Origin of the sequence: Bradyrhizobium sp. Ce-3 (genome assembly GCF_022835695.1) — a bacterium.
In the GTDB taxonomy this organism is placed as follows: Bacteria; Pseudomonadota; Alphaproteobacteria; order Rhizobiales; family Xanthobacteraceae; genus Bradyrhizobium.
The window spans coordinates 1-13650 of the sequence record NZ_BQUV01000004.1 but is presented as its reverse complement, the minus strand read 5'-3'; the positions used below and the strand labels follow the sequence as shown (position 1 = coordinate 13650).

Here is a 13650-nt window from a genome sequence, read left to right as displayed (position 1 = left end):
GAAGGATGAATTGCTTCGTCGCTCCGCTCCTCGCAATGACGGCGGAGGGAAGCAATGGATGTCACGGCAACCCGCCTGTTCTCCGCTCCTGACCGCGGCATCCGCGACAACGTCGTGCTGCATCACGATGGCGGTCTCATCACCGACATCTCCGAGGGCGTAGCGGCAGCCCCGCGCTCGCTCATCCTGCCCGCTTTCGTCAACGCCCACGACCACGCCCGCCCGCGGGCATCGAGCTTCGGCGCGGTCGGCATGCCGCTGGAGAGCTGGATCCTGCGCACGGTGGCCGGCACACCGGTTGATCCCTATCTCACCGCGGTCTCGGCGTTTGCCCGCGCAGCCCAGGCCGGCTGCGCGGCGATGATGGTGCACTACACGCGGCCGAGCGGCACCATGCCGCTGGTCGAGGAGGCGCGGGCGATCGCGCGCGCCGCCGGCGATGTCGGCATCCGCATCGCCTTTGCGATCGCGGTGCGCGACCAGAACCCGATCGTCTACGGCGACAGCGAAGGCGTGCTGTCAGGCCTTGCGGCCGACGACCGCAAGACGATCGAGGAGCTGTTCGTGCGTGCTCCGATGGCGCCGAAAGCCTATATCGAGCTGACCGATGCGATCGCTGCGGCGATCGGCGGGCCGAAGGTCGACGTCCAGCTTGGGCCGGCGGGCGTGCAGTGGTGCTCGAAGCCGCTGCTGGAGGCGGTCGCGGAAAATTCCGCGCAGACCGGCCGCCGCATCCACATGCATCTGCTCGAGACGGTCTATCAGCGCGCCTGGGCCGACCAGCATTTTCCCGGCGGCATCGTGCGCTATCTCCGCGACATCGGCTTGCTGTCGGAACGCCTGACGCTCGCGCATTGCATCCACGCCCGGCCCGACGAGATCGAGATGATCGCAGCATCTGGCGCGCGCATCGTCACCAACTTCTCCTCCAACCTGCATCTGCGCTCCGGACTGGCGCCGATCGCGGCGGCGCACGCCTGCGGCTGCGCGATCGCGGTCGGCGTCGACGGCCTGGCGCTCGACGAGGATGACGACGTGCTGCGCGAGATGCGGCTGGTGCAGATGACGCACGGTGGCCTCGGGTTCAGGCGCACTTGGACTGCTCAGGAATTCTTCGCGCTCGCGATCCGCAATGGCCGACGCGCCACCGGCGCGCCGGGCACCGGCGAACTCGCGGTCGGTACGCCGGCCGATTTCGTCAGCATCGATCTCGACCGTCTCGAGCGCGGTCAGATTCTCGAGGCCGATCCGCTCGACTTGCTGTTCGCACGCGGCAATGCGTCGCTGATCTCGGAGCTTGTGGTCGATGGTCGCACAGTCGCCAAGGCCGGCCGGTGCCTTGGTGTTGACCTTGCCGCCGTTGAGCAGGAACTGCGTGGCATCCATCGCGCGAGCGCGGCCACATACGCGCATGTCTTGCGCGCATGGCCGCGATTGTCGAGCTCACTACAGCGTTGGTTCGAAGCGCAACTCACCTGCAATTAGCTGCACAATCGTCGCCTCGCGCTGAACAGCAGCGCCGATCACACGCGCGCTAATTCCGTCAAGCGGAAGAAAATTCCACTTGCATCACACAGTCGACGCGGCTTCAAGTTCACCCAACAAGAAAACTGAATCAGCCGCTGTCACCGGCTGGTCATGTTGTACGCGAGGAAGCCTGATGGGCGCGTTGTCGCATCTGCGGATTGTCGAGATCGGAAGTGCTGCGGCGACGAGTTATTGCGCGCGGCTGTTCGCCGATTTCGGCGCCGATGTGCAGAAGGTCGAGCCGCCGGCGGGGGATCCGCTGCGCCGTGCCGCGCCGCTGACGCAGCAGGGGCACAGCGCGTGGTTTGCGTTTCTCAATTTCAACAAATCGAGCGTCGCACTTGGCAAGGATGATGCAGCCCGTCTGCGCGAGCTGATTACCGGTTGCGACATCCTGCTCGATGGGCGCGGTATCGTTGCGGCGGATTGTCCCGCTATCGATCTCGACGCGATCAGGCGCGACAATCCGGGCCTGATCCATCTCGACCTCGCCTGGTTCGGCGATCGCGGTCCTTACGCCGGCTTCGCCGCGACGGACTCCACGATCCGCGCGCTGACCGGGCTCGTGAAGCTGGTCGGCCCCGAGCAGGGGCCGCCGATGCACGCACCGGATTTCCAGACCGGGATCCTGGGTGGGCTGTGGGGCTTCATCGCCGCGGCATCTTCGGTGCTCGGCCGCATGCAGGACGGGCGTGGACGCGAAAGTCATCTCAGCCTGTTCGAGGCCTCGATCGCCGTCACCGAATACATCATGTTCGAGGCGTTCCAGCGCGGCGACATCATGCGACGGATCGGCGTCAACCGGTTCTGGCCGACCTTTCCGGTCGGCATCTACGAGACCAAACAGGGCTGGCTCGGCGTCACCACGGTGACTCCGGCGCAGTGGCGCGCGTTCTGCGAGATGCTCGGGCTCAGCGAGCTGCGCGACGATCCGACGCTGGTCATGGGTGTCGACCGGCTGCGCCATGTCGCCGAGATCGAAGCCAAGATCCTGCCGAGGCTGAAGCAGCGCACCGCGCAGGAATGGTTCGCCGAGGGCCTCAGGCGCAAGATCCCGATCGTGCCGGTGCCGGAGATTTCAGACCTCATCGCCGATGGAGAGAAGCGTGCGCGGGGCGCGATCGTCCCGATCACGGTCGGCGACGAGACCGGGTTTTCCGCCGGCACGATGCAGCGGCTGACCGGAACGCCGCCGCTGCGTGGTGGCCGCGTGCCCGATATCGGCGAGCAGCAGGCCGCGCGCGCCGCCGTGCCGCACGTGCCGGTGCGCGAGCCTGCTGCGACCAATCGCTTGCCGCTCGAGGGCATCCGTGTCGTCGACTTCTCGATGGGCTGGGCCGGCCCGATCTGCACCCGCACGCTCGCCGATCTCGGCGCCGACGTCATCAAGATCGAGGCGACGCAATATCCGGACTGGTGGCGCGGCGTCGATCGCCGTCCGGCCTATGTGCTGGAGCAGATGTACGAGAAATCGGTGCGCTACTGCATCATGAACCGCAACAAGCGCGGCATCACGCTCGATCTGACCCGGCCGAAGGGGCTTGCGCTGGCCAAACGTCTGCTCGCCGATGCCGACCTCGTGGTCGACAATTATTCGGTCGAGGTGCTGCCCAAGCTCGGCCTCGGCTACGACGTGCTGAGCAAGCTCAATCCGAAGCTGGTGATGATGTCGATGTCGGCGTTCGGTGCCGGCAGCGTGCATCGCGACTGCCGCGCCTATGGCTCGACATTGGAGCAGGGCTCCGGCCTGCCGAGCGTGGTCGGCGATCCCGATGGTCCTCCGGTCATGAGCCATACTGCGTTTGGCGACGCCGTCGGCGGGCTCAACGGTGCGGCTGCGGTGCTGACGGCATTGATCCACGCCAGGCTGACGGGACAGGGCCAGTTCGTCGATCTCGCGCAGATCGAATGCATGATGCCGTTCGCGGCGCCCTGGATCGTCGCGCATTCGATCGACGGCAGAGAGCCGACCAAATACGGCAACCGCCACCCCGACTTCGTGCCGCATGGCTGCTTTCGCTGCGACGGCGAGGACAACTGGATCGTGGTCGCGGTGTCCGATGACGCGATGTGGCCAAAGCTTGCGCGGCTGCTCGGCCGTGAGGACTGGGCGACGGACGCCAAGCTCAGGACCGCCGCGGGCCGCCGCGCCATCGAGGCCGAGATCGAGGCCGCGATCACGGCCTGGACTGCGGAGCGCGATCCGGACACGGCGATGGCCGCGCTGCAGGCCGAAGGTGTGGCCTCCGGCGTCGCGCGGCTGCCGATCGACCTGCTTGACGACCCGCAGCTGCACGCGCGCGGCTTCATTCAGCAGGTCGACCGCGCCTTCATCGGTAAGCATCCGCAGCCCTCGATGCCGTTCCGCGAGGGCGAAGCGCCGTTTGCGATCCGCTCGGTGCCGCCGACGCTCGGCGAGCACAACCGCGAGATCCTTGGCGGCATGCTCGGCCTGTCCGACGCCGAGCTTGAAGAGCTCAGCCGCGAGGGCATCATCGGCACCGAGATGCTGATGGAGGAGCAGCTGGTGGAAGAGAAGAAGCGGGCGGCGGGTTGATGGGAGCAGGGCCACCGGCACAGGGCGGGACGGAGGGCGCGCGCGACGGCGCGCGGCCGCTGCTGTCGGTGCGCGGGCTCGGCATCCGCTTCAAGACCGCGCAGGGCATCTGGCAGGCGACGCGCCGGATCGATTTCGATATCGCGCCCGGCGAGCGGGTCGGCATCGTCGGCGAGAGCGGCTGCGGCAAGACCATCACGGGCCTGTCGATCCTGCGGCTGTTGCCGGGCAATTTTGCCGGCCTCGACGGCAAGATCCTGTTCGACGGCACTGATTTCGCCTCCTGCAGCGCGCGGCAGATGCGCGCGATCAGGGGCAAGCGGATCGCGATGATCTTCCAGGAGCCGATGAGCGCGCTCGATCCGGTGTTCACCGTCGGCCACCAGATCGCGGAGACGCTACGCGTCCATACCGATGTCAGCTACGAGGAAGCCCGCGCGAAAACGCTGGAGATGCTGCGCCGCGTCGGCATCGCCTCGCCGGAGCGGCGGATCGACGATTATCCGCACCAGCTCTCCGGCGGCATGCGCCAGCGGGTGATGATCGCCGCGAGCCTGATCTGCGGGCCGCAGCTCCTGATCGCGGACGAGCCGACCACCGCGCTCGACGTCACGGTGCAGGCGCAGATCCTCGAACTGCTGCGCGACATCAGCGAGACCTCGAAGACCGCGCTGATGCTGATCACCCATGATCTCGGCGTCGTCGCCGAGACCTGCACGCGGATGATCACGATGTATGCCGGCGAGGTGATCGAGGACGCCACCGTCGACGAGGCGCTGGTCCGGCCGCTGCATCCGTATACGTCGGGGCTGTTGCGCTCGCTGCCGCATTTGAGCCCGCGGCATGGCCGGCTGCCGTCGATCCCTGGCCGGGTGCCGTCGATCGCCGAGATGCCTGCCGGCTGCCGCTTCCGTGCCCGCTGTACGCACGCGACGAAAGGCTGCGAGGCCGAGCAGAAACTGCTGGACGCCGGCGGCGGCCGCAGGGTGCGCTGCTGGCGCTTTGCCGAGCTCAATCTGCCCGGTGCGCTGCATCCGCCGAGCGCACCGGCTGCTGCGAAGGTCGCGACGCAATGACCGCAGCAGCCGCCGAGCCGCACCGCGAGCCCATCGTCTCGGTGCGCGATCTCCAGGTCCGCTTCCAGACCTCGGACCGCCGCGCCACCGTGAAGGCGGTCGACGGCGTCAATTTCGACGTCCGCCGCGGCGAAACCTTTGGCATCATCGGCGAGTCCGGCTCGGGCAAGACCACGATCGGCCGCGCGCTGGTGTTCCTGCTCAATCCCAGCGCCGGCGCCATCCTGCATGACGGCATCGACCCGCTGGCGCTGTCGCGCCGCGCGTTTCAAAACCATCGCCGCGACTACCAGATCATCTTCCAGGATCCGAACGCGGCGCTCAATCCGCGCATGACGATCCTGGCCTCGGTGCTGGAGCCGCTGGAGCTCGCGCGCGTCGGCAATAGCGCTGAGCGCGAGCGGCAGGCGCGGGAAGCGCTGGAGCGGGTCGGGCTGCCGCAGGAGTTCGGCGAGCGCTATCCGCATCAGCTCTCCGGCGGCCAGAAGCAGCGCGTCGTGATCGCCCGCGCGCTGACCTTGAAGCCGAAGCTGATCGTCTGCGACGAGGTGGTGGCCGCGCTCGACATGTCGATCCGCGGCGACGTGCTCAATCTGTTCGCCGATTTGCAGCGCGACCTCGGGCTGACCTATGTCTTCATCACCCATGATCTCGCGGTGGTCTCGCATATCAGCGAGCGGGTCGCGGTCATGTATCTCGGCCAGTTCGTCGAGCTCGGCCCGACCGAAGAGGTCGCCGAGCGGCCGCTGCATCCCTACACCATCGCGCTGCTGTCGGCCGAGCCGCGGCCGCTGCCGTCGTCGATGCGGCAGGACAGCCGTATCGTGCTGCAGGGCGAGGTGCCGAGCCCGATCGATCCGCCGTCGGGCTGCCGCTTCCGCACGCGCTGCCCGCACGCGCAGCCGCTCTGCACCGACCGGGTGCCGGAGTGGCGCGAGCTGAAGCCCGATCACTGGGTGGCCTGTCATTTCGCCGACCGCCCGAATTTCTCGCCGAATGCACAGCCGGAGACGACGCCATGACGATGACGACACGACGCGAGGCCATGGCGCTGATCTCGGGCGCGCTGGCGAGCACCACGCTCGGCGGCCGCGCATTTGCGGAAGGCGCGCCGAAGAAGGGCGGCACCTTGCGGATCTCGGCGCCGGCCAATCCATCGAGCCTCGATCCGGCGACCGGCGGCGCCGGCTCCGACCACGCCTTTCTGTTCACGATGTACGACACGCTGACCGAGTGGGAATTCGATACGCTGAAGCCGAAGCCGGGGCTCGCCGAGAGCTGGAAGTTCACCGATCCCACCACGTTGGTGCTCAACATCCGCTCGGGCGTCAGCTTCCATGACGGCACGCCGCTCGATGCCGAGGCCGTCAAGTTCAACCTCGATCGCAACCGGAGTGATGCCAAGTCGAACATCAAGGCCGATCTGCTGTCGGTGGAGGCGGTCGAGGTCACCGGCCCGCAGCAGGTCACCTTGAAGCTGAAGACGCCGGATACCGCGCTGCCCGGCATCCTGTCCGACCGCGCCGGCATGATGGTGTCGCCGACGGCGCTGAAGGCGGCCGAGGGCGGCGTCGTCACCCGCAAGCCGGTCGGCGCCGGAGCTTATGCCTTCGTGAGCTGGGCCGATGGCGAGAAGATCGTGGTCAAGCGCAACGAGAAATACTGGAAGCCGGACCGGCCGTATCCCGACGGCATCGAGATTTCGATCATTCCGGAGCTGACCACCGGCGCCCGCTCGGTCAGCGCCGGGCAGAACGATCTGATCTATCAGCTGCCGCCGCGGCAGAAGGCGATCATCGAGCGCGCCCCGAGCGTCAAGGTCGTGCACGGCCCGACGCTCTACGTGCTCCAGATCTTCCTCAACTGGGCGAAGCCACCGTTCGACAACGTCAAAATCCGTCAGGCGCTGAACTTCGCGATCGATCGCGAATCCTTCGTCAAGGCCGCGCTCGCCGGCCTTGCCGAACCCGCCGCCATGAATCTGCCGAAGGCGCATTGGGCCTATGATGCCGAGGTGGCAAAACTTTATCCCTACGATCCCGACCGCGCGCGCAAGCTGCTCGCCGAGGCCGGCTTCAAGGAGGGCACCCCGATCGAGCTCGGCGGCTATCCGGACCAGGATTCGGTGCAGCGTCAGGAAATCCTGATCGAGCAATTGCGCAAGGCCGGCATCGGCGTGCGCTTTGTCAACGCCCCGGTCGCGGAAGCGTCCGCGGCCTTCTTCGGCGCGGAGAAGAAGGGGGCGGGATTGCTCTCGGCCTGGACCGGGCGGCCCGATCCGAGCCTGACCTATTCTTTGATGTTCACCAAGGACGCCTACTACAACGCCGGCCGCGCGCCGGTGCCAAGCGAGCTCGAGGCCGCGATCAAGGCGTCGCGCGCGTCCGAGGATATCGAGATCAGGCGCAAGGCCTTCTCCACCGTGCAGCGGCTGGTAATGGAGAACGCCTTCGTCGCGCCGCTGGCGTTCCAGTTCGAGCTGGTCGCCATGAACAAGAAGGTGCAGGGCTATCGGCCCAATCTGCTGGGTAAGCCGAAATACGACGACGTCTGGCTGGAGAACTAATCGATGGCGCGACGGTCACCAGTCAAGGTCATCGGCAGCCGCCTCGTGCAGGCGCTGCCCGTGATCCTGCTCGCGACCTTCATGGTGTTCGCGCTGCTCAAGCTGGTGCCCGGCGACATCGCCGTGACCTTGGCCGGCGACAACGCGACCGACGCGCGGATCACCGAGATCAGGCAGCTCTACGGCCTCGACCGGCCGTTCCTGGTGCAATATGGCGCCTGGCTCGGCCATGTCGCGCAGGGCGATCTCTCGCAATCGCTGCTGACCGGCGAGAAGGTCGCCGTTTCGATCGGGCGTGCGTTCCCGAATACGCTCCTGATCGTCGTGATCGCGCTGCTGCTGGCGCTCGTCACCGGCATTCCGATGGGCGTGCTGGCGGCGATCAAGCCGAATGGCTGGGTCGACAAGCTGATCAGCATGATCGCCTCGCTTGGCGTCGCGGTGCCCGGCTTCTGGCTTGCAATGATCCTGGTCGCGGAGTTCTCGCTGAAGCTGAACTGGCTGCCGGCGACCGGCGCAAAATCCTTCAGCGCCGCGCCGATCGAGGCGATCAGGCACGCGTTGCTGCCGGGGATTGCGATCGCGGCCTATGGCATGGCCGAGGTCGCGCGCCAGCTGCGCGGCGCGCTGCTGGAGGTGCTGTCGTCGCAATATGTCCGCACGCTGCATGCCAAGGGGCTGTCGATGTCCCGCATCCTCTGGCAGCACGGCCTGAAGAATGTCAGCGTCAACTTGCTGACGATCATCAGCCTCCTGGTCAATCGCATGCTGGCGGCGACCGTGGTGATCGAGGCAGTATTCGCAATTCCCGGGCTCGGCAGCCTGATCGTGCGCGGCGCGATCCAGCGCGATTTCCCGATCGTGCAGGGCGTCGTCTTCACCATGGTGGTGGTCGTGATCGCGGTCAATCTGATCACCGACCTGCTGTGTGCCGCGGTCGATCCGAGGATCGAGCAATGACCGACACCGCGCTCGCTCCGCTCAAGGCACCGGCGAGGCCGACGCGGCTGGGCCGCTTCGTGCGCTGGCTCGCCGGCGATCTGCGCGCGGCGCTGTCGATCCTGGTGCTCTCCGTGCTCGTCGTCGTCGCGATCGGCGCGCCCTGGATCGCGCCCTATGCGCCGACCGCGCAGGACGTCAACAACATGCTGGCGCCGCCGGGACCGTTGCATCTGCTCGGCACCGACGATCTCGGCCGCGATATTTTCTCCCGCCTGATCTACGGCGCGCCAGCGACCGTCTATGCCAGCCTGCTTGCGGTCGGTGTCGCGGTGCTGATCGGGTTGCCGGTCGGCCTGATCGCCGGCTATTTCGGCGGCTGGATCGACGACATCATCAGCCGCATCATCGACACCTTCCTGTCGTTCCCCGCGATCGTGCTGGCGATCGCGGTCACCGGCGCGCTCGGCATCGGGCTGACCAACGGCATGATCGCGGTCGGCATCACGATGTTTCCCGCACTGGCCCGGATCGTCCGCGCCCGCGCGCTGATCGTGCGGCAGGAGCTTTATGTCGACGCATCGCGCGGCTTCGGCGCGCCGACCTGGCACGTACTGTGGCGCCACGTGCTGCCGAATACGCTGCAGCCGGTCATCGTGCAGGTCACGCTGCTGCTTGCCGCGGCGCTCCTGGCCGAAGCCAGCCTGTCGTTCCTCGGCCTCGGCATCCAGCCGCCGGACCCGAGCTGGGGCGCCATGCTGGCGCGCGCCTATCAATACATGGAAATCGCGCCAGAGCAGATGTATGCGCCGGGCCTTGCCATTCTCGTCGTCTCCCTGGCGTTCAATGCGCTCGGGGAATCCTTGCGTGTCGTGCTCGATCCGACCATGAAGGATCGTTGACCTTTGATGGTGTTGTGATGTCGTTCAAGAAATTGCTGATTGCCAACCGTGGTGAGATCGCGATCCGCATTGCCCGCGCCGCGGCCGAGAGCGGCATCGCGACCGTCGCGATCTATCCGGCCGACGATGTCGCCTCGCTGCATGTCCGGTCTGCCGACGGCAGCCAGGAGATTCCGGGCCGCGGCGCGCGCGCCTATCTCGACATCGAGGCGGTCGTCGCGGCGGCAAAGGCCACCGGCTGCGATGCGTTGCATCCGGGCTATGGCTTCCTCAGCGAGAACACAGAGCTCGCGCGGCGCTGCGCCGAGGAGAAGATCGTCTTCGTCGGCCCGTCGCCGGAGGCGCTCGATCTGTTCGGTGACAAGGCCAAGGCCAAGGCGCTGGCGAAAAAATCTGGCGTGCCGATCATTGCCGGGACCTCTGGCGCGACCTCGCTCGACGAAGCAAAAGCCTTCTTCACCTCGCTCGGCGCCAACGCCGCTGTCATGATCAAGGCGATCGCCGGCGGCGGCGGGCGCGGCATGCGCGTGGTCGAGGACCTGACGAAGCTGGATGAAGCCTATGCGCGCTGCCAGTCGGAGGCCAAGGCGGCGTTCGGCAACGATGCGGTCTACGTCGAGCGACTGATCCGCAAGGCGCGCCACATCGAGGTGCAGATCATCGGCGATCGTCACGGCGCGATCAGCCAGCTCTGGGAGCGCGAATGCACTATCCAGCGCCGCAACCAGAAACTCATCGAGGTGGCGCCGAGCCCGTCTTTGAGCGATGGCCTGCGCGGGCGCATCATCGAGGCGGCAAAGCAGCTCGCCTCCGCCGCGCGCTATGACAATCTCGGCACCTTCGAATTCCTGGTCGACGACGAAGCCGGGGAGGGCGAAGGGGCGTTCGCCTTCATCGAAGCCAATCCGCGGCTGCAGGTCGAGCACACCGTCACCGAGGCGGTGCTCGGCATCGACCTCGTCCGTTCGCAGCTCGCGGTCGCCGCCGGCGCGACGCTGGCCTCGCTCGGGCTGGCGCAGTCGGCGGTGCCGCCGCCCCGCGGCTATGCCATGCAGCTCCGCGTCAACATGGAGGTGATGGACGAGAAGGGCGTGACCAAGCCGACCGGTGGCACGCTCAGCGTGTTCGACCTGCCGTCCGGCCCCGGCGTCCGGGTCGATACGTTCGGCTATTCCGGCTACCGGACCAGCGCCGCGTTCGACTCGCTGCTGGCCAAGGTGATCGTGCATTCGCCGAGCCCGAAATGGACCGAATTGGTGCACAAGGCAACGCGCACCTTGCGCGAATTCCGGATTGGCGGCGTCGCCACCAACATCCCGTTGCTCGGCGCGATCCTGGCGCATCAGAGTTTTGCGCGGAACAAGATCAGCACCAATTTCATCGATACCCATGTGGCGGCGCTGGTCGGTGCCGCGCAGGAGCATGCCGCGCCGCTGCTCGAGGTCAGCGAGGCGGCGACGACCAAGGCCGTGGCCGCCGAGGCGCCCGAAGGGTCGCTCCCGGTGCCTGCGCCGTTGCAGGGCACGATCGTGGCGGTCGAGGTCGCGGAAGGCGATCTGGTGCGTCCCGGCCAGCAGATCGCGGTGCTGGAATCGATGAAGATGGAGCATCTCGTCACCGCGCCGCACGGCGGCCGGGTCACGAAGATCGCGGGCGGCATCGGCGTCACCCTGATGCATGGCGAGCCGATCCTGTTCCTCGAGCCGGCCGAGGTCGATGGCCATACTGCTGCCGAGGAGGCCGCGATCGATCTCGATCACATCCGCCCCGATCTCGGCGAGCTGATCGCGCGCAAGGCGATCACGCTGGACGAGAACCGCCCGGCGTCGGTGGAGCGGCGCCGCAAGACCAACCAGCGCACCGCGCGGGAAAACATCGCCCAGCTGGTCGATGAGGGCTCGTTCGTCGAATACGGATCGCTGGCGATCGCGGCGCAGCGCCGCCGCCGCAAGGTCGAGGACCTCATCAAGAACACGCCGGCCGACGGCCTGATCTCAGGCGTCGCCACCGTCAACGCGAAAGACTTCGGCGCTGACGGCGCGCGCTGCATGGTGATCTCCTACGACTACACCGTGCTGGCCGGCACCCAGGGCCATATGAACCACAAGAAGATCGACCGCATGCTCGGCCTCGCCGAGCAGTGGCGCATGCCGCTGGTGTTCTATGCCGAGGGCGGCGGCGGCCGTCCCGGCGATACCGACCGGCTCGGCATGACCGGCCTCGACGGTCCGTCCTTCGTGCAGTTCGCCAAGCTCTCGGGGCTGGTGCCTGTGGTCGGTGTGGTCTCCGGCTATTGCTTCGCCGGCAACGCCGCGATGCTCGGCGTCTGCGACGTCATCATCGCCACCAGAAACGCCTCGATCGGCATGGGCGGCCCGGCGATGATCGAGGGCGGCGGGCTCGGCGTCTATCATCCGGCCGAGGTCGGCCCTGTCTCGTTCCAGTCGCCGAACGGCGTGATCGATATCCTGGTCGAGGACGAGGAAGAGGCCACCTCGGTGGCGCAGAAATACCTGTCCTATTTCCAGGGCGCGGTGCAAAACTGGAAAGCGCCGGACCAGCGGCTGCTGCGCCGCGCGATCCCGGAAAATCGCCTGCGGGTCTACGACATCCGCAACGTGATCGATCTGATCGCCGATGAAGGCTCGGTGCTGGAGATCCGGCGCGATTTCGGCGTCGGCATGATCACCGCCTTCATCCGCATCGAAGGCAAGCCGTTCGGCCTGATCGCCAACAATCCAAAGCATCTCGGCGGCGCGATCGACGCTGCGGCCGGCGACAAGGCCGCGCGCTTCATGCAGCTGTGCGATGCCTTCGACATCCCGATCGTTTCGCTGTGCGACACGCCGGGCTTCATGGTCGGCCCGGAAGCCGAGAAGACCGCTATCGTGCGCCACGTCGCGCGGATGTTCGTCACCGGCGCCAGCATCACGGTGCCGCTGTTCGGAATCGTGCTGCGCAAGGGCTATGGCTTAGGGGCGCAATCGATGATCGGCGGCGGCTTCCACGCCTCGTTCTTCACGGTGGCCTGGCCGACCGGCGAGTTCGGCGGCATGGGCCTCGAAGGCTATGTCCGGCTCGGCTTCCGCAAGGAGATGGAGGCAATCGAGGACCCCGTCGAGCGCGAGAAGTATTTCCAGACCAAGGTCGCCGAGCTCTACGCCAACGGCAAGGCGGTCTCGATCGCCTCGGTGCTCGAGATCGACGAGGTGATCGACCCCGCCGATACGCGGCACTGGATCATGGCGGGCTTGCGCTCGGTGCCGAAGGTCGAGCCGCGCACGCATCGCAAGCGGCCGTGCATCGATGCGTGGTGATGAGGGCGTAACTGCGTCCCACCCCAACTGTCATCGCCCGGCTTGACCGGGCGATCCAGTACGCCGCGGCCCATCGGTTCGATAACCGCTGTCTCTGGAATACTGGATCACCCGCCTTCTGTTTAGTCCGGAGACATGGCTGACACTTGTTCGGACACATCACTGACAGGTTGGCGGTTGGTCAAGTCGATTGATGCGACCTGCCAGCTGGCGAAGAAGACGCCGTAATGGCCGTCGCGATCCAGCGGCCTGATGGCAAGCCGTTCGCGCACGAAGGCCCGTGGAACCTTCCAGAAGCGTCCCTTGAAGGAGATGTAGGGTCTCGTCGATGAGACCCTGCGCACGATCTCGCCGCTGTCGTACTCGACGTTCGGGACGCGGGCCGGCATCGCACGGATACTCGGTCGGAAGCGATCGGCAGGAACGTGCATATCGAGGCCTTGGTGGGGACGCTCCAGATTGTAGATCGGCCGCCAGGCATCCAAGGCGCGTTGGACTTCCGGGAGAGTGCGGAAGCGACGCATCGCAAAGACTTCAGCCTTCAGGGTGCGATGGAAGCGTTCGTTCTTGCCGCGGGCCTGTGGATGACATGGCCTGGCATGCACCACTCTGATGCCAAGCTTGAGCAGCCACACCTTCAATCCGGTCCAGTGAATGCCGGAGGTATCGCCCCATGGTGAGCCGTTGTCGGTGTAGAAGGCCTCCGGCAAACCATAGCAGCGGAACGTCGTCGTCAGGTGATCCTGCACGGTGAGACGCTGCTCGT

At 66.7% G+C, this 13650-nt stretch carries 9 protein-coding genes; 8 read left to right on the top strand and 1 reads right to left on the bottom strand.

Going from position 1 to position 13650, the window contains the following annotated elements; all coding sequences use genetic code 11:
- The first annotated feature begins 54 nt into the window (after positions 1-54).
- The 8 genes from BRSPCE3_RS14755 (at position 55) to BRSPCE3_RS14720 (ending at position 12884) form a co-directional block, all read left to right on the top strand.
- Positions 55-1485, top strand: coding sequence for an amidohydrolase family protein (locus BRSPCE3_RS14755; protein ID WP_244066564.1), 1431 nt, complete (start codon positions 55-57; stop codon positions 1483-1485).
- A 175-nt stretch (positions 1486-1660) separates the two neighbouring features.
- Positions 1661-4084 (top strand): CaiB/BaiF CoA-transferase family protein, encoded by a 2424-nt coding sequence (locus BRSPCE3_RS14750; RefSeq protein WP_244066562.1) that lies wholly within the window; start codon positions 1661-1663, stop codon positions 4082-4084.
- Positions 4084-5160, top strand: coding sequence for an ABC transporter ATP-binding protein (locus BRSPCE3_RS14745; RefSeq protein ID WP_244066561.1), 1077 nt, complete (start codon positions 4084-4086; stop codon positions 5158-5160). The genes BRSPCE3_RS14750 and BRSPCE3_RS14745 overlap by 1 nt, the downstream gene beginning before the upstream one ends.
- The gene (locus BRSPCE3_RS14740) at positions 5157-6182 is read left to right on the top strand and encodes an ABC transporter ATP-binding protein (RefSeq protein WP_244066560.1); all 1026 of its coding nucleotides are present in this window, start codon (positions 5157-5159) and stop codon (positions 6180-6182) included. The genes BRSPCE3_RS14745 and BRSPCE3_RS14740 overlap by 4 nt, the downstream gene beginning before the upstream one ends.
- Entirely contained in the window at positions 6179-7726 is a 1548-nt protein-coding gene (locus tag BRSPCE3_RS14735; protein ID WP_244066559.1) for an ABC transporter substrate-binding protein, read from the top strand. Before BRSPCE3_RS14740 ends, BRSPCE3_RS14735 begins: the two co-directional genes overlap by 4 nt.
- A gap of 3 nt (positions 7727-7729) precedes the next feature.
- Positions 7730-8686 (top strand): ABC transporter permease, encoded by a 957-nt coding sequence (locus BRSPCE3_RS14730; protein ID WP_244066558.1) that lies wholly within the window; start codon positions 7730-7732, stop codon positions 8684-8686.
- On the top strand, positions 8683-9567 hold the full coding sequence (locus tag BRSPCE3_RS14725; RefSeq protein ID WP_244066556.1) for an ABC transporter permease: 885 nt from the start codon (positions 8683-8685) through the stop codon (positions 9565-9567). Before BRSPCE3_RS14730 ends, BRSPCE3_RS14725 begins: the two co-directional genes overlap by 4 nt.
- Positions 9568-9584: 17 nt before the next feature.
- A complete protein-coding gene (locus BRSPCE3_RS14720) occupies positions 9585-12884 on the top strand; it encodes a carboxyl transferase domain-containing protein (RefSeq protein WP_244066554.1) in 3300 nt (1099 codons plus the stop codon).
- A gap of 122 nt (positions 12885-13006) precedes the next feature.
- Here BRSPCE3_RS14720 and BRSPCE3_RS14715 read toward each other — a convergent pair.
- Positions 13007-13650, bottom strand: a 644-nt coding sequence (locus BRSPCE3_RS14715; RefSeq protein WP_244066553.1) for an integrase core domain-containing protein, incomplete at its 5' end; no start/stop codon positions are given.